A 16,206-nucleotide genomic window follows, 5' to 3' on the forward strand; every position below is an offset into this window, starting at 1 on the left:
CCAATASTAKTGGCTCGCCTTTCATCATTCGCATATTAAGTTTGGTGTCGCGTCTTGAAGCTTGGTGGGCTAACTTAAGCGTTTCCCCTGACCAACAAAGACAGAATGTGTCTCCCCTTCAAACTGCATTTCGAAAGCGGGCGTCACGGAAACGTCTGCAAAGCCAGCCTGCTTTAAAAGCATTTCTGCTCTTTGCATCGTTAAGCCTTCCTCATCCGATTGCGTAACCCAATCCCAATGGATAAACGTACCGCCAATATTGAGTAGGCTATGTGAAACCTCTAAAGCAGTTTCTAGATCATCAATGAATGCGCAAACCGAAGACGCCACCACCACATCAAATTGCCCTCTGAATGCAGGATGTTGCGCCACCAATCCCCGAGTTAAACCGTCGACCACGGGTTCGACATTGGGCAACTGCTTTTTATCAAGCTCTTCAATCATCTCTTCAGAAGAATCCAAAGCGACAATATCTTTTGCTAATGGTGATATTTTTTGGCTTAACAAGCCAGTACCACATCCTAAGTCAAGGACTCTAGCGCCATTTAAACTCACTAAATCCTTTAACTGATTGAACACAGATTGTGAAAACTGCTCCGTTGCTGGATTGCTCTCCCACTCCTTCGCGGCTTCGTCCCAATTGTGTGCCATCACGGCCTCCATAATTACTTCTTGCAACGTGGATAGATTAACTCAAAATATTCCTTACGTCATAGAGTTATTATTGAAATTCCTCTATGCCGAAAGTGACTTAGCATGCAGGATGAATTTTCGCTATGCTATCGCCAAGTACATTTTTTCGAGTAGAGCATGAATCTTTCACAAATCGAAGCATTTTGCAGCATTGCTGAATTGGGCTCCGTCTCCGAAGCCGGTAGGCATCTCGACTGCAACAGAACCAAGCTGAGTATGTCGATAAAATCGCTGGAAAAAGAACTAGATATTGATCTCTTTGTACGCTCAGGCAACCAACTTACCCTCTCTGAAGCCGGTAAAGCTATCTTCAAAGACTGTGAAAACTTGCTCGTTACCGCACAGCGCATCAAGCAAACCTGCGCAGATGTCTCTGGGGTCTTTAATGCCGAGATGTGGATTGCCAGAGACGATTCATTACCCGATGAAATTTGGCAGGAGTTTTCGCACCAACTGAGTAAACAGTACCCGTCAACGGCTTTTAATATTGTGCTGGCTTCAAGCGGAGATTTAGCAAACTTGGTTGAAACAGGCCAAGTCGACTTTGCATTTGGTGTTGACTATGAACGCGTTGATAGCCCTAAAATCACCTACAGTCCTTTAGGCAAAATACGCATGATGTCAGTGTGTCGCATTGATCATCCATTGACCAAAATGCGCCGAGTCTCGGACGAAGATCTCCGTGCGCAAATGCAAGCACTCATGGTTTATCTTAACGAGAAAGACAATCCCGAATTGCGCCCTTTTTCACTTAAACACATCGGCTTCTCCTGCTTTGACTATATGTTGAACATGATTTTGCAAGAAGATGCTTGGGGCGTTTTGCCTGAACCTCTCATCAGGCTCTATTTACGTGAACAAAAACTGGCCGTGATCAAACACACTTATGGTTTGACACAAGAGGATTACTGTATGTTGACCCACAGCGGCATGAGTGAACACCCTGCAATGTCGTGGTTGGCAGACAAAATCAACGACTATTTGTTCGATTTCTAACTCGAGCACAGTGAGCGTCAATATTTATGACGCTCATTTCCATAGCTAACCAATTAATTTAAAAGACAAAAATCAAAACATATCAAGTTGACACATTTCATTCACTGACTTTTCATTTGTAAAATTTTGCCGTTACGCAAACAATAACAGAGTGTTTAGCAACCGGAATATTTTATGTGTGACAGGACAACTAAGAACGAAAACCGTATTCTGACTTTCTCAGCCCTTGCAGCATCGGGCTTTGCAGTAGCGGGATTGGTACTTGGCATGTTCGCAGGGTCACTGGTAATTATGTTTGATGGGGTGTATTCCCTCGTCAGCCTACTGTTAACTTTATTGTCGCTGGCAGCGTCTTACTATATCAACACACCTTCTCAACGTTTGTTTCCTTTTGGTAAAGCTGTCTTAGAGCCGATTGTTATCGCAATCAAGGCAATAGTGATTTTAATGGTGGTTGCTTACTCGCTTTATTCCGCCGTGTTTGATTTATTCAACGGTGGTCGTGAAGTCAATGCCTCTGTGGCGATTTTCTTTGAGACTTCGTGTGTGATTGGTTGTGCTTATGTCTGGTGGTATATCTCGAGAAAAAGTCGCCAATACTCCTCTGGCCTCATTGCTGCTGAAGTAAAACAGTGGCAAATGGATGCGTTGCTTAGTGCCGTTGTTACGATTGGATTTATCATGTCCATCGCCGTGACGTATAGCCCATATGCTGAATTTGCAGCCTATGCGGATCCAGTCATGATGCTGGCAATGTCGTTTTACTTCATCAAAGTACCAATGGGAATGTTGAAAGAAGCTTTGCGCGAGCTGCTCATGATGTCCCCAGACGAAGAACTTTGTCGAAGTGTCGGCAGTGATATCGAGTTCATCGAGAAACAAACTTCCCAACATCTTAAACTTGCAGGTGTTGCTAAAGTCGGGCAAGAATTACGCGTTAACGTTGACTTGCATGTCAAGAACAAGACGTTGGCCCTGGCAGAACTGGAAAGTACTCGAAATAAACTGAAGAAGCAGCTCTCTAAGCATCCGTTCAAATTGCAGCTCAATGTGAACGTCGCTTTCTAATTCAAAGCTCTTCCACATGACGCCGTCTTACTAGACGGCGTTTTTATTTCTGGTAAGCCACCAACATGTCAGTGAACCAATGGTTACCATAGCGACACCCTGCCAAAATGTGCTGGGTAAACTCACGGCAAGAATCATCGAAGACAATAAAGAAGAAAGAATTGGCGTAAAGTAAGACATTGTCGCAAGCAGAACCATATTCCCGCCAACGATCGCGACATTCCACAACGCATATCCTCCCGCCATCAATGCCGAGGCAACAAACAGAACCCCGACACCTTGCCACTCAAAATGCAACGAGGGAACAGAACCAGAGAGCCACCATTTCACCCATAAGGTTATTGCCGTGGCGATAAAAAACAGCGTGATTGCGTTATGTTTGCAGCGCGCTCTTTGCGTCACATTGCAATAAATCGCCCAGATGATTGCCCCAGCAAAAGCCATGATAAACACCAAAGGATTGGCCATCACATTCGCCTGAATCATTGTCAGTGATACACCATCATCACCGCTGACCGTCCACGCTACGCCAATAAAGGCTAGTAGAACCGCAGGATAGAGCCACAAGCTGGTTTTCTTGGCACTTCCCCACACCGCAAACAACACCGTCAAAGCTGGCCAAAGATAATTGACGATTGAAACTTGAATAGATTGCATTCGACTATCGGCATAACCCAACGCCAGTGCTAGGAGAATTTCATAGCTGACAAACAAGGCGCCACCAACCAGAAGGTAGCATTTGGGGAAATAGCTCAACTTTGGAATGCCAAGCACCATCACCAACAAAATCGCACTCAAGCTGTAGAGAAGAGCCGCCCCACCCAACGGGCCAAAATATTCCGCGACCATACGCGTCATGGCCAGTAAACAGCTCCAAAATAAAATGGCGAGCAAACCAAATAAGGTGTAACGATGGGTTGTTGTCATTATCTGTGATCCCTAGCGCAGCAACGGCATATCAAACGAAGAGCTTACTGCAAAACTGACCTAGTTCAAAAACAAACACCACCAAACTCGATATAAACAAAACGATCCCGTCAGTTAGGAGTTACTATGAAACGTTTTCTTCCGTCTAGTGTCATGCTTACCCCCTTCGTTGTCCGTCATTACCAAGAAGAGGAGTCGGAGCATCAAGAACAAGAAACCTCCCTGCAGCACAGCGACGAACCTCGACAAGAAAGCGAGCACGAAAGTCGCAAGGTTGACATTGAATAGCCGCACAGAATCGGTATCGCACTTTTCCACTCACAGGCAAAGTTGGTTAAGCTGAGCAAACGGAACTCCGTCAAAAGGAAGGTAAGAAATGAAAAAAGTAGCGGTGATACTCAGTGGCTGTGGTGTGTTTGATGGCAGCGAAATTCACGAGGCAGTTCTAGCTCTCTATGCGATTGAGAAAGCAGGTGCAAGTTGGCACTGCTATGCGCCAAACATCCAACAACTGCATGTGATCAATCATAAAACCGGTGAAGAGATGGACGAATCCAGAAACGTTTTGGTGGAGTCTGCCCGTATCGCACGTGGCAATATCGACGATGTCAGTAAACTAAGGGTCGATGATTACGATGCGCTGCTTTTGCCGGGCGGATTTGGCGCAGCAAAAAACCTAACCAATTTCGCTATTTCTGGCGCTGAATGCCAAGTAAATGAAAGTGTCGCCAAAGCCTGTCGCGACTTTGCCCAAGCAGGCAAACCAGCAGGTTACTTGTGCATTGCACCAACCATTATCCCTATGGTCTACGCTTCAGGCGTTGAAGGCACCATTGGCAACGATGTCGCAACCGCGGCGGCATTTAGTCAAATGGGCGGTAAGCACGTCGAGTGCTCAGTCGAAGAGATGCATTTCGATCCGCAACATAAGGTGCTTTCCACCCCAGCTTATATGCTTGCAGGTTCCATTGTCGAAGCTGCATCAGGGATCGAGAAACTGGTTAACAAATTGGTCGAAATCGCCTAAACAACCATCTCGCGATTTAACTACTCAATTCCCTCCCATCCTTTGGGGGGGAGTAAATTCCAGCGGCGCATTTCCGAATCACTGTACAGAGGCCTTCCCTGATTACCGATTTGAATGGGAATCGCGTCAGCCGATTTACCATCAATCAGTTGATTGATAATTCGACCAACATGTCGACCTTGAACTTCACCAAACAATACTACGCCACCTGCCGTTTTTCCTTTGCCAACCGAAAAGTCCCAAAAACCAAACAAAGGTACTTCCGAATGTTGATTAGTCCAAAATAAGATCTCATCAGAAGGAACACTGTTCCCCTCCTCATCCACGAGCGTGTGATACAGCCCAACTAAAATCGCGTCGACGCTTTCCTCTTTTGCTCGTCTTACCATCTCTTGCCAATGAGCCTGAGTATCGACAAGATAAATCGCCACTTCGACCCCCAAACTCTTTTTAATCATCTGATATTGGCTTTCAATATATTCCCCTGCAATGGCAGAGGTCACGCCAGAGTCAAACAATACCCAAATTTTCAATGGTGAGCGGCCAAGAATCCGCTTGATTTCCCCAACGTTTTTCACAAACAGAGGCAACTCTAAAATGCCGGTCACTTTGGCTTGTCCAGGATAGTCCGCAAACAGCTTACGAGGGTTGGAATTAATACCAAGAAACACCATGGAAATAGGTTCATCGTACAGATACGGATAGAGATAACTCAGCGCATTATCGTCACCCAGTACGACAACATCTGGCTTCATAGCCTGGTACTTCGCAAACGCTTTTTCCGCCATTGCGGCGTATTGCTCTTTGGGGACTCGCTTAGTGTTCATTTCAAAAGTGGCTATCTGAGCGCGCTCACCGACCTCTTGCCGAATCCCATACAAATAGCTTTCATCCCACTCATACTGAGCATGATAGCTCTCAATAATAAGCACTTTTGCACTATAAGCGAAAGAAGGAACACAGATCCAACTCAGTATTATCAACGCTAAAACGGCTCTCATATGGCGGCCTCTCGATGACGTCATGAACTGAGTGTAGTCAAACTCCTCGAATTACGCTTATTTCAATCGAGTTCAGCATGGGTGTCTATAATGAAGCTATTAGGACCAAGAAAAGCTGGGATGCTATGAGCCGTAAACACAATTATGAAGAAAGTATCAATAATCCGCTGTTTAGCCGAATAGGCCGTCGAATCATTCTCATCATGATATTGTTGAGTGGTCTTTTTACCTTGCTTACCACCCTGCTCCAGCTCTACTGGGATTACGACAAGGAGTTTAATGATGTTGAACAACGTCACTACGAAATTCAAAATGTTCATGCAGGGCTGCTGTCGGCGTCGTTGTGGTCATTCGATTTGGTGCTCTTGCAAGAACGACTCGATGGTTTAGTGAACCTACCGAAAATTGACTACCTTGAAATCAAATCGGAAGACTACACCTTCAGCGCAGGAAAACGTGCAGAACAGGGAGCCATTGCCGATACCTACCCACTGACCTACCACAATGCCATGGACGGCAATATGATGGAGACCATAGGTACCATCTATGTTGAATCTGACGCGCAAGAAATTTATCACTATTTGCTGAAACAATTCCTCGTAACCCTCACACTCAACGCGTTAAAAACGGCCTTTGTTTGCTATATCATATTGATGATCTTTCACGCCAGCGTGAATCGTCGGATCTTCGAAATCGCTCAGTATCTCCGTCGTTACAATCCACGTCATCCTTCTGAACCGCTTCAACTAGCGCATTACCAATGGATCATGGAGAACGATGACGAGCTCGATTGGTTAGGCGAAGAGACCAACCGAATCACTGGCAATGTCACCACCTTGTATCGTAATATCAAACAGGAACAAGAGCGGCTGGCGGATTTCACCCACGTCTCCTCAGATTGGTTATGGGAAACCGACGAGCTGGGCAGGCTGATATATTGTTCAGAAGCCATGATGGAACAGTTGGGTATTGAACCTTTAGAAAAGCCGTTACTGATTGAAATTGAAGCCTTATCTGATGCCAAAAATCTCACCAGTTACATGCTTAAACGTAACGACTTTTCCATGTGTGAAGAGAGCATCACCTTAAACTGCATTACTTACCATTTTCTTTTTCAAGCCATAGCGAAATATGAAGAAAACAAATTTCTCGGTTTTCGTGGTACCACGATTAATATTACGGACCTCAAACTCACACAGATCGAACTGCAACAACTCAACCAAAACCTTGAGCATGAAGTGGCGGTAAGAACCCTCGACTTAAAGCAAAGCATGGAACAGCTCAAAGCCACACAAGAACAGCTAGTGGAATCAGAAAAACTGGCAGCATTGGGCGGGCTTGTTGCTGGTGTTGCACACGAAGTCAACACCCCACTTGGTATCGCCGTGACCGCCTCTTCGATTATTCGAGATGCCTCCATTGAACTCAATCAAGCGTTTTCCAATCAAACTTTAACCAGCACGCAATTTGCCGACGTCATGCAGAGAATTTCTGACAGCAGCCAAATGCTGGAAAACAACCTTAACCGTGCAGCGAAACTGATCCGAGATTTCAAACAAACGGCGGTCGATCAAATCTCTGAAAGCCGCAGCGAGTTCAATGTCAAACAAGTGCTTGATGCGTTAATGGCCAGCCTGCATCCCGAAACACGCAAGGTGCCTGTGGCTCCCGTCGTGGAGTCGCCAGAGGATGTGGTCATGAACAGTTTGCCCGGTATTCTCACTCAAATCGTCTCAAATCTTGTCCTCAACAGTGTCAATCACGCCTTCAGTACTCAACCAAACCCCGAGATTCTTGTCCGCATTTCTGAACAAGAACAAAACGTCATATTGGAGTATCAAGACAACGGCTCCGGCGTTGAAGAGTCGTTACATCAAAAGATTTTCGAGCCGTTTTATACCAGTAAACGAGGAAAAGGTGGTTCTGGATTAGGCTTAAATCTGGTGTTTAATTTAGTCAAACAAAAGCTCAAAGGTGACCTCTCTTTTCATTCAGAGCCAAACCAAGGTGTGCATTTTGTGATTACACTGCCCAAAGAACTGCCAATGCAGATAGAGCTTGCTCAGAAAAGTGCCTGATTTCAATAACAAGAACCCCGAGCTAAATAGCACGGGGTTCGCAGAAAAAAAGCAAGAGCTGAGAAAGAAGAAAGGATACCCAAAGGACTCGCTAGTCAGGATGCTGAATACGAATATCGATAAACGCTTGCCAATTTTCGAACAACAAATCCACTAATCGGGGATCGAAATGTTTGCCTTTTTGCGCTTCGATTTCTTGGCGAATTTGTTCGTCAGACCATGGTTCTTTGTAGCTGCGTTTTGCCCCTAACGCATCAAACACATCCGCCAAGCCCGTAATTCGGCCACTGATCGGGATCGACTCTCCTTTCAGCCCCATCGGATACCCTGAACCGTCCCACTTTTCGTGATGTGTCCCAGCGATTTCTTTCGCAATGGCGAAGAGGCGTCGTTTGGATTTACTCAAGATGTTGACGCCATATTCGACGTGCTTTTTCATGATTTCCCACTCTTGCGCATCCAGCTTACCGGGCTTGTGAAGAATGCTGTCAGGAATCGCCACTTTGCCCACATCATGCAACGGTGAGGCGTGCTTGATCAAATTGACTTCGAAATCACTGAGTCCGTACAACTGCGCCAGTTTCTCTGAAATCAACGAAACGCGTTGTACGTGCGCACCGGTTTCTTTACTGCGCGCTTCCACCGCATTGGCAAGGTTGTAGACCAGTTCCTTGGAGGTCTCTCGGACATCAAGCAACAAATTAAGATTTTCAAAGGTGAGCCCAATATTTTGCATATAGATTTCAAGCAGTTGTCGATCTAACTCAGACAACTGCTTGTTGAGATTCACATAGAGTAAATTGTCCACGCCCTGTTCATCGTGGCTATACAACACAAACGCATCGCCAAAGTGTGTGGTTTGACGGCTCTCCAACACTTGTTGACAGCGTTCTGCCACCAACTCTGGCAGTTTTTCAAACGCACACTCTGAGTAGAGATCAACATAAGAACCCGTCGCTGCCAGCGTCATGGCTCGGCAAACCTCGCCATTAGGGTCGGGTTTAACAATGCAATAAAAAGCGGATTTTTCTAACTTGAGTAATGAAGTGAGCTGTTCTAGCACGGCTGAAGCGTAGTTCTGCAGAGAGGTGGTATTTTGCACATAAGCAGAAGATTGAATCACCTTACTCAAGCCCTCTTTTTGTTCTTCAATCAAACAAAGGTCGCGATAGGCACGCAACATGGAATAGAGAACCGTTTTCAATTTTTGCGTGGTGAGCTCGGTTTTCTCTTTATAGTCATCAATCTCATATTCCTTGATGACGATATCTTCCGGTGCCTGGCCTGCTTGCCCCGTCCTGAGCACGAGGCGAATCAAGCGGTTCTTTAGTTGCTCGCGAATGAACTTAACCAACTCGAGGCCCGCATGCTCGGTTTCCATCACCACATCGACAAAAGCAACGGCAATATCCGTTTGCTGCTGTAAAATCTGCCGAGCCTCTTGTCCTGATAGCGCAGAAATAAGTTCCAACTTTCTCTCTTGGAACTGAAAACCACTAAGCGCTAATCGAGTGACCTGATGCATTTGTTCATCATCATCCACCAGCAAAACTTTCCATGGCTTACATAGGCGAAGGCTCTGTGTAGGCTCTTGAGGTTGATTTTCTGCACGATGGTCTGCAAACAAGTCCATTTGTCACCCTCTCCATTTTTGTTACTCACACTCTAGGTTTAGCACAAATTCAACGGAGAAAGAGGAGCAAAAGCACAAAAACAGCATGATGAGTTTCAATCGCTTAGCGTTTCTTCAAAAATACCAAGTTCTTTGCCTAGCCAGTGAGCGCGTTCAGTGTGGTCGAGCAAATGCTCGTCACTGACCGGATGAATCAATACGGACAGATCGCCGCGATGTGCATCTAACCATTCAATCAAACCGTGTTGATTATCGTGAAAGTGCAGTTCAAACATCGGCATCTTATGCGGGCCAACGAGACGATCGACCAGCGGAAATATCGCTGTGACATCTTGGCGTTCATTGCGGATCTGCTGATGGATCTTCAACGCATCTTGACGACGAATCAGGGGGTAATAAACATGGGCGTGAAACATACAGAGTAACCTTTTGAAATAATTTGTTTCATTCTAGCGGTTTGTTGAGCGTTTCCAATCAACAGATATCGATAGAGTCTATCAAAAAAATCGAACTTCCCTATGAAAAAGCCCCTTTTGTCACATTGCTGAGGCGAAAAACAGGTGCTAGACTTTCGGCGATCAACGCTTCATATAATCCTAATGATATGGTTTGGGAGTTTCTACCAAGAGCCTTAAACTCTTGATTATGAAGTCTGTCGCTTTATCCGAAATTTTATAAAGAGAAGACTCATGAATTACTTTGACCTGCCGAAGATCGATTTGCACTGCCACCTAGATGGTAGCGTACGCCCGCAGACAATTATTGACCTTGCTGACGAACAGAACCTCACCCTGCCATCACGTGACATCAACGTGATCAAAGAGATGATGGTTGCACCAGAAACTTGCCCAAATTTGGATGAGTATCTGAAACGCTTTGAGTTGCCAGGTATGGTCATGCAAACGGCAGAAGCGCTAGAGAGAATTTCATTTGAGCTGTTCGAAGACGCTGCAAACGAGAACGTCAAATATTTAGAAGTTCGCTTTGGCCCACTTTTACACCAAGTAAAAGGCTTGAGCCTTGAAGAGATCATGGACAGCGTGGTTCGTGGAATGAAACGTGCAGAAGCGCAATACGACATCCACGGTAACTACATTTTGTCTATTCTACGCACCATGCCAAAAGACCAAATTAAAGCGGTTTTAGAGGCAGGCGCAAAACACCTTAATGATGGTATTGTGGCTTTTGACCTCGCTGGCTCTGAAGTTCCTGGATTCTGTCACGAGTTTGTTCCTTACGCACAATATGCAAAAGAGTTGGGTTACCGCATCACTATTCATGCAGGTGAGCAAGGTGCAGGACAAAATGTCTATGACGCGATTTCTTTGCTTGGCGCAGAGCGTGTTGGCCACGGCATCTTCATCCACAACCACCCAGAAGCTTACCAGCTTGTTAAAGGGGAAGAAGTGGCTCTGGAAACCTGCCCTAGCAGTAACGTTCAGACCAAGGCTGTCAACAGCTTGAGTGAACATCCAATTAAAGCGTTCTACAAAGACGGTATTGCCGTGACGATCAACACCGACAACCGTACCGTGTCGAACACCACGATGACCGACGAAGTGCGTAAAGTCGTTGAGGCGTTTAAGCTGACAGAAGCGGAATACTTCGATATCTACACCATCAGTGTCAACAATGCCTTCACATCTGATGCCGTTAAACAGCATCTATTGAGCTTCGCTCAGTAAGCATTACACAAGCCGATATCGATAATGCGCCTTCCCAACGGAAGGCGTTTTTCTTTCTTCCACAGATAAATAACGCTCATCTTTTTTCACGAATATTCTGAGATGTTTTCTGTCAACCATAGGGTCTGTTGACCTTTTGAGCTGATTTTTGCAGCAGTTTGTGGGTTCTTTGTGCAAGGCAGAGGCTTTGAAATGTAGCTGCCCTACCTGATAAGCCGATAACGCAGCAAAAAGGAGTCACAAACGCTGCCCGAAGGGTTCGGATAAAAGCGTTTTACTCTTTGTTGAGAGGTGTTTTGCTTAGAATGACTAGGCGACAAACCTCTCGCCGCGATTAAAACACTTTTTTCTCGAACAAAATTTAACCGCAAAAGGTCAACAGACCCTAGTTATTTCCTTCAAATTTTAACAAGCCCAAATGCCAAAGCTGAAACATTGTCCTAATTCTCAGCGGTGTAAGGCAGAGTTTACTGCTTGAAAACAATCTAATCTTAGCGAAATTTAACATTTTGATTACACTTACAGTAAATCGGATGTCCCAAGATGGATCACTGTGGAAGTTGGTAAATGCAGAAGCATCAAATAGCCACTTTCGTTTTCACAGGAGACAATTTTAAGAAATTGCGCATATCTAGCGCATCTCATGTGATGTGAATTGGACATTCTCTTTCATTCTTGTGTCAGCTTATCTCCTATGGCGGTAGGCTAATCAAAAGGAGCTTGAGATGAATATTCAGGCACTGCCAATGCACCGATCCCTCGACTATGAAGGGAATGTGCAAAGCCCGCTCCCTTCTTGGGCTAGCGGGGAGCGTCTTGTCCAATTTTACCGCGACATGCTCATCACCAGAGCGTACGACAATAAAGCGGTGGCGCTACAAAGAACGGGGAAACTTGGCACCTACCCATCCCACCTTGGCTCTGAAGCATTTGGGGTTGGCATTGGTCACGCGCTCAAACCTTCTGACGTATTCATTCCTTACTATCGAGACATGCCCGCCATGTGGGTTCGTGGTATTGGCATGGAGAAAAACCTGCAATATTGGGGCGGAGATGAACGCGGCAGCGATTTTTGTCCCGAAGAAAGTCACTTACACTGCGCTGATTTACCCTTCTGTGTTCCCATTGCCACCCAATGCACGCACGCCGTTGGCGTTGCCTCCGCGCTCAAAATTCAAGGTAATCATGACGCCGCTTTGGTGACCTGTGGCGATGGGGCAACCTCCAAAGGCGATTTTTTGGAATCCATTAACTGCGCGGGCGTATGGCATTTACCTTTAGTGTTTGTCGTTAACAACAACCAGTGGGCGATCTCCGTTCCTCGTCAGTTGCAATGTGCGGCAGATTTGCTGTCAGAGAAAGCCAAAGGAGCTGGCATTCCCGGAATCACCGTGGATGGCAATGACGTAGTCGCTGTTTACGATGCCGTTAACAACGCTTTGGACAGAGCAAGGAAAGGCAAAGGCGCGACATTGATTGAAGCCATCAGCTATCGTCTGAGTGATCACACCACTGCCGACGATGCAAGCCGATATCGCAGCGCCGATGAGTTAAAACAAGCATGGCAGTATGAACCCATCAAACGTCTTCAAGCCTATTTAACCGCTCAAGGGCTGTGGAATGAAGAGCTCGAGCAACAATGGTTAGCCCATTGCAAACAACAAGTGGAGCAAGCCGTTGCACATTATCTTTCGCTTCCGCCACAAGCCCCCGAAAGTGCCTTTGATTATCTCTACGCCTCGCTGCCGACCGAGCTCCATGCTCAACGAGACATGTTAATTAATAAAGCAATGCGCATGCAGGGAGGCAAGCATGGCTGAACTTACCCTAGTTGAAGCAGTCAACCTCGCCCTTCATCACGAGATGGAACGCGATGCAAACGTCGTGGTGCTTGGTGAAGATGTGGGGGACAACGGCGGCGTGTTTCGCGCAACCGTCGGTCTCAAACAGAAATTTGGCCTAAAGCGCGTGATGGACTCGCCGCTGGCCGAAGCGTTAATTGGTGGCGTAGCGGTGGGTATGGCGACACAAGGAATGAGGCCAGTTGCCGAATTTCAGTTTCAAGGCTTTGTGTTTCCAGCGATGGAACACCTGATTTGTCATGCGGCGAGAATGCGAAATCGCACTCGAGGACGACTCACCTGCCCTGCGGTGTTTCGCGCCCCTTTTGGCGGCGGTATTCACGCCCCAGAGCACCACTCTGAAAGTATCGAAGCGCTCTTTGCCCATATTCCCGGCTTTAAGGTGGTGATTCCTTCTTCGCCTCAGCGCGCTTACGGACTTCTGCTCGCCGCCATCCGCAGTGATGATCCTGTGATGTTCTTTGAACCCAAACGCATTTACCGCACCGTTAAATCGGAGGTGGTGGATAACGGCGAAGCTCTACCACTTGATAGCTGTTTCACCTTGCGTAAAGGCCGCGATGTAACCTTAGTGACATGGGGCGCGTGCGTGGTGGAATCTCTGCAAGCCGCTCAAACGATCTCCTCACAAGGCATTGAAGCGGAAGTGATCGATTTAGCCAGTATCAAGCCACTTGATATGGCAACCATTTTCCAATCTTTAGAAAAAACCGGACGTTTATTGGTGGTGCACGAGGCCAGTCGCAGCGGTGGCGTCGGTGGTGAGATCATTGCCCGCGTCGCTGAGCAGGCAATGTGCTTGCTGAAAGCACCACCTAAACGCGTAACGGGTATGGATACCATCATGCCTTACTACCGCAATGAGGATTACTTCATGATTCAAGAGCAAGATATTGTGCTCGCCGCTCGTGAGCTTATGGAGGGCTGGAAATGAAAACCTTTATCCTACCGGATCTTGGCGAAGGGCTCGCTGAGTCAGAAATTATTAAGTGGCACGTCAGCGTCGGTGACAAAGTAGAAGTCGACCAAGTGATCCTCACCGTGGAAACCGCCAAGGCAACGGTTGATGTGCCAGCCCCTTGGGCCGGAACTGTTGTCACTCGGCATGGTAACGAAGGCGATGTCGTTAACATAGGTGCGCCGTTGCTGGAAATCGAAGACGGCGAAGCCGCCACTAGCCAAGACAAAAAAGTGCAACAACGCGAAGATGCCGCCACGGTGGTGGGCCATGTGTCCAATCAGATGCATCAGGTGAAAGTGGACGATTTTTGGATCGGTGGCAACCAAAACCACACCACAGAGAAACGGGTGACTGCCTTACCATCGGCTCGTTTGCTGGCGCAAAAACTCGGGGTGAATTTGGATATGGTGTCTGGTACTGGCCCATCCGGGTTGATTATGGATCACGATGTCTACGACGAAGCGGGTAAACAACGCCCCGGTACGGAAGTGCTCAAAGGCGCACGACGCACCATGATGACCACGATGACCGAATCTCATCTGCAAGTGGCTGCAGTCACCATTACCGAGGAAGCACTATTAGAACATTGGAGCAGTCAAGAAGACATTACCGTTCGTTTGGTTCAAGCGGTCGTTTACGCCTGCCAGCAAGAACCAGCATTAAACGCATGGTTTGATGCTGATACCGTCACTCGCTGTGTGCATCATACCGTGAATATTGGTGTGGCCGTGGACAGTGCCCACGGTTTGTATGTGCCTGTGATGCGACATGCCGATGAGTTTTCACCCGACGACATTCGTACTTGGATCAATCAAACCGTTTCGGGAATTCGCGAGCGTAAAATTGGCCGTGAGCAGTTGCAACACGCTACGATCACCCTATCGAATTTTGGTGCCATCGCCGGAATTTATGCCACGCCTGTGGTGTCGCCACCGCAAGTGGCGATTGTGGGGGCGGGTCGAATCATTGAGAAAGTGGTGCTTCGGGAAGGAAAAGCCGTGGCCGTCAAAGCAATGCCTTTGTCGATCACCTTTGACCATCGTGCTTGTACGGGTGGTGAAGCGGCGCGCTTTACTAAGGCGTTGGCAGAGCATTTAAGAAAGCCCAGTGTGTAGCTTGTTGCTCAGGCAGTGCATAAAAGCTAATGAATTAAGGGCTTCCACTAGGAAGCCCTTAAGATTGCTTGGTGAGAATCGATGATGAAAATGCAAAGTTAAACACGCAAGAATCGGCGACGAAGCCTGACAAATCCCCTACGTTTCGACAAACTGGGCATCTCAAAAACCTCGGCGTCTTTCTACACCTTTTCTAACAGTTCCGGCAGGATGTCAAACAGATCGCCCACCAAACCGTAGTCCGCCACTTGAAATATTGGTGCGTCTGGGTCTTTGTTTATCGCGACAATGACTTTCGACTCCTTCATGCCAGCAAGATGCTGTATCGCGCCTGAAATGCCAATCGCAATATACAGCTCCGGTGCAACGATTTTCCCAGTTTGCCCCACTTGCAGATCATTCGACACATAACCCGCATCGACCGCTGCTCGCGAAGCCCCCACCGCAGCGCCTAACTTATCGGCCAATTGTTCCACCATAGCAAACTGCTCTTTGCTGCCTAAGCCACGGCCGCCAGACACCACGACTCTCGCGTTGGGCAAATCTGGCCGCTCACTTTCTACCTTCTCCAAACCGACAAACTCGCTGTTTTCGGCGGCCACGACCTTGTCGAGTCGCACAACCGGCACCTGATTGCTGCTATTTTCACCTAAGCCTTTGTCAGATAAGGCTTCAAACGCAGAGCTTCTAATGGAAAGCATTTTGACTCCATCGAGTGATTTAACCGTGGCCAGCGCATTCCCCGCATAAATTGGCCGAACAAAGGTATCGTCCGATTCAATCGCCACCACATCGGACAACTGACCAACATCACGCAGTGCCGCGACACCAGGCAGTATATTTTTACCAAAGGTGGTTGCCGCTGCGAGCACGTGCGTATAAGGCTCACTCAACTGCGCCATCACAGGCACCATGCTCTCTGCCAAACGATGGTGATAGGCTGGCGAATCCAGCACTATGATCTCTGCGATTCCTTGGATACGCTGCGCATGTTCGATCACGGCATCGCATTGATGGCCGATGATCAGCGCCGTAATGCCCTTAGGTTGCAGTTGCAACGCTGCGCTCATGGCTCGTAAGCTTTCAGGACAAATATTCCGGTCATTATGCTCAGTCAGAAACAGCACTTTTACGTCATTTATTTCCATCACTTTACTCTC

At 47.2% G+C, this 16,206-nt stretch carries 15 protein-coding genes and 1 riboswitch; of the genes, 9 read left to right on the top strand and 6 right to left on the bottom strand.

Annotation, left to right across the window (positions count from 1 at the left end):
- Positions 1-69 precede the first annotated feature (69 nt).
- Complete coding sequence (locus CIK04_RS19040) at positions 70-663, bottom strand: class I SAM-dependent methyltransferase (RefSeq protein ID WP_097352328.1); 594 nt, start codon at positions 661-663, stop codon at positions 70-72.
- Positions 664-810: 147 nt separating this feature from the next.
- Here CIK04_RS19040 and CIK04_RS19045 point away from each other — a divergent pair, with 147 nt between their 5' ends.
- Together CIK04_RS19045 and CIK04_RS19050 are read left to right on the top strand one after the other, a co-directional pair.
- Entirely contained in the window at positions 811-1,689 is an 879-nt protein-coding gene (locus tag CIK04_RS19045; protein WP_097352327.1) for a LysR family transcriptional regulator, read from the top strand.
- Positions 1,690-1,863: 174 nt separating this feature from the next.
- A complete protein-coding gene (locus CIK04_RS19050; protein WP_017422708.1) occupies positions 1,864-2,757 on the top strand; it encodes a cation diffusion facilitator family transporter in 894 nt (297 codons plus the stop codon).
- Positions 2,758-2,787: 30 nt separating this feature from the next.
- Here the strand turns inward: CIK04_RS19050 and yddG are convergent, their stop codons facing one another.
- Complete coding sequence (yddG, locus tag CIK04_RS19055) at positions 2,788-3,684, bottom strand: aromatic amino acid DMT transporter YddG (protein ID WP_097352326.1); 897 nt, start codon at positions 3,682-3,684, stop codon at positions 2,788-2,790.
- Positions 3,685-3,810: 126 nt separating this feature from the next.
- Between yddG and CIK04_RS32775 the strand changes: the two genes are divergently transcribed.
- Both CIK04_RS32775 and elbB read left to right on the top strand, forming a co-directional pair.
- Positions 3,811-3,972 carry a hypothetical protein gene (locus tag CIK04_RS32775; protein ID WP_164997550.1) on the top strand — a complete coding sequence of 54 codons (162 nt, stop codon included), beginning with the start codon at positions 3,811-3,813 and terminating at the stop codon, positions 3,970-3,972.
- Positions 3,973-4,060: 88 nt separating this feature from the next.
- On the top strand, positions 4,061-4,711 hold the full coding sequence (gene elbB, locus CIK04_RS19060) for an isoprenoid biosynthesis glyoxalase ElbB (protein WP_038941157.1): 651 nt from the start codon (positions 4,061-4,063) through the stop codon (positions 4,709-4,711).
- A 20-nt stretch (positions 4,712-4,731) separates the two neighbouring features.
- Here elbB and CIK04_RS19065 read toward each other — a convergent pair whose 3' ends face one another.
- Positions 4,732-5,712: an ABC transporter substrate-binding protein gene (locus CIK04_RS19065; protein ID WP_097352325.1), complete on the bottom strand. Its 981-nt coding sequence runs from the start codon at positions 5,710-5,712 to the stop codon at positions 4,732-4,734.
- Positions 5,713-5,789: 77 nt separating this feature from the next.
- On the opposite strand from CIK04_RS19065, the gene CIK04_RS19070 reads away from it, so the two are divergent.
- The gene (locus CIK04_RS19070; protein ID WP_097352324.1) at positions 5,790-7,790 is read left to right on the top strand and encodes an ATP-binding protein; all 2,001 of its coding nucleotides are present in this window, start codon (positions 5,790-5,792) and stop codon (positions 7,788-7,790) included.
- Positions 7,791-7,881: 91 nt separating this feature from the next.
- Here the strand turns inward: CIK04_RS19070 and CIK04_RS19075 are convergent, their stop codons facing one another.
- Together CIK04_RS19075 and CIK04_RS19080 are read right to left on the bottom strand one after the other, a co-directional pair.
- Entirely contained in the window at positions 7,882-9,423 is a 1,542-nt protein-coding gene (locus tag CIK04_RS19075; protein ID WP_017790978.1) for a DUF3369 domain-containing protein, read from the bottom strand.
- 95 nt (positions 9,424-9,518) lie between these two features.
- Positions 9,519-9,839 (bottom strand): DOPA 4,5-dioxygenase family protein, encoded by a 321-nt coding sequence (locus CIK04_RS19080; protein ID WP_039546693.1) that lies wholly within the window; start codon positions 9,837-9,839, stop codon positions 9,519-9,521.
- A gap of 150 nt (positions 9,840-9,989) precedes the next feature.
- Positions 9,990-10,089, top strand: a riboswitch (purine riboswitch).
- Between the two features lie 23 nt (positions 10,090-10,112).
- On the opposite strand from CIK04_RS19080, the gene add reads away from it, so the two are divergent.
- The 4 genes from add (at position 10,113) to CIK04_RS19105 (ending at position 15,046) form a co-directional block, all read left to right on the top strand.
- Positions 10,113-11,108: an adenosine deaminase gene (gene add, locus CIK04_RS19085; protein ID WP_038941162.1), complete on the top strand. Its 996-nt coding sequence runs from the start codon at positions 10,113-10,115 to the stop codon at positions 11,106-11,108.
- A gap of 725 nt (positions 11,109-11,833) precedes the next feature.
- A complete protein-coding gene (gene pdhA, locus CIK04_RS19095; protein WP_097352323.1) occupies positions 11,834-12,928 on the top strand; it encodes a pyruvate dehydrogenase (acetyl-transferring) E1 component subunit alpha in 1,095 nt (364 codons plus the stop codon).
- Entirely contained in the window at positions 12,921-13,904 is a 984-nt protein-coding gene (locus CIK04_RS19100; RefSeq protein ID WP_097352322.1) for an alpha-ketoacid dehydrogenase subunit beta, read from the top strand. Before pdhA ends, CIK04_RS19100 begins: the two co-directional genes overlap by 8 nt.
- Positions 13,901-15,046 carry a dihydrolipoamide acetyltransferase family protein gene (locus CIK04_RS19105; RefSeq protein ID WP_176463376.1) on the top strand — a complete coding sequence of 382 codons (1,146 nt, stop codon included), beginning with the start codon at positions 13,901-13,903 and terminating at the stop codon, positions 15,044-15,046. Before CIK04_RS19100 ends, CIK04_RS19105 begins: the two co-directional genes overlap by 4 nt.
- Positions 15,047-15,228: 182 nt before the next feature.
- On the opposite strand, the gene CIK04_RS19110 is transcribed toward CIK04_RS19105, so the two are convergent.
- Positions 15,229-16,194 (bottom strand): electron transfer flavoprotein subunit alpha/FixB family protein, encoded by a 966-nt coding sequence (locus tag CIK04_RS19110; protein ID WP_176463378.1) that lies wholly within the window; start codon positions 16,192-16,194, stop codon positions 15,229-15,231.
- Positions 16,195-16,206: the final 12 nt, after the last annotated feature.

The sequence above is a fragment of the Vibrio sp. 03_296 genome, from assembly GCF_002265885.1.

What these genes read in the sequence shown, in the direction of transcription:
- CIK04_RS19045 (WP_097352327.1), top strand. Translation starts at nt 811, where the DNA reads ATGAATCTTTCACAAATCGAAGCATTTTGCAGCATTGCTGAATTGGGC.
- CIK04_RS19070 (WP_097352324.1), top strand. Translation starts at nt 5,790, where the DNA reads ATGGGTGTCTATAATGAAGCTATTAGGACCAAGAAAAGCTGGGATGCT.
- elbB (WP_038941157.1), top strand. Translation starts at nt 4,061, where the DNA reads ATGAAAAAAGTAGCGGTGATACTCAGTGGCTGTGGTGTGTTTGATGGC.
- CIK04_RS19110 (WP_176463378.1), bottom strand. Translation starts at nt 16,194, where the DNA reads ATGGAAATAAATGACGTAAAAGTGCTGTTTCTGACTGAGCATAATGAC.
- CIK04_RS19065 (WP_097352325.1), bottom strand. Translation starts at nt 5,712, where the DNA reads ATGAGAGCCGTTTTAGCGTTGATAATACTGAGTTGGATCTGTGTTCCT.
- CIK04_RS19100 (WP_097352322.1), top strand. Translation starts at nt 12,921, where the DNA reads ATGGCTGAACTTACCCTAGTTGAAGCAGTCAACCTCGCCCTTCATCAC.
- CIK04_RS19075 (WP_017790978.1), bottom strand. Translation starts at nt 9,423, where the DNA reads ATGGACTTGTTTGCAGACCATCGTGCAGAAAATCAACCTCAAGAGCCT.
- pdhA (WP_097352323.1), top strand. Translation starts at nt 11,834, where the DNA reads ATGAATATTCAGGCACTGCCAATGCACCGATCCCTCGACTATGAAGGG.
- CIK04_RS19080 (WP_039546693.1), bottom strand. Translation starts at nt 9,839, where the DNA reads ATGTTTCACGCCCATGTTTATTACCCCCTGATTCGTCGTCAAGATGCG.
- CIK04_RS19105 (WP_176463376.1), top strand. Translation starts at nt 13,901, where the DNA reads ATGAAAACCTTTATCCTACCGGATCTTGGCGAAGGGCTCGCTGAGTCA.
- CIK04_RS19040 (WP_097352328.1), bottom strand. Translation starts at nt 663, where the DNA reads ATGGAGGCCGTGATGGCACACAATTGGGACGAAGCCGCGAAGGAGTGG.
- CIK04_RS19050 (WP_017422708.1), top strand. Translation starts at nt 1,864, where the DNA reads ATGTGTGACAGGACAACTAAGAACGAAAACCGTATTCTGACTTTCTCA.
- CIK04_RS32775 (WP_164997550.1), top strand. Translation starts at nt 3,811, where the DNA reads ATGAAACGTTTTCTTCCGTCTAGTGTCATGCTTACCCCCTTCGTTGTC.
- yddG (WP_097352326.1), bottom strand. Translation starts at nt 3,684, where the DNA reads ATGACAACAACCCATCGTTACACCTTATTTGGTTTGCTCGCCATTTTA.
- add (WP_038941162.1), top strand. Translation starts at nt 10,113, where the DNA reads ATGAATTACTTTGACCTGCCGAAGATCGATTTGCACTGCCACCTAGAT.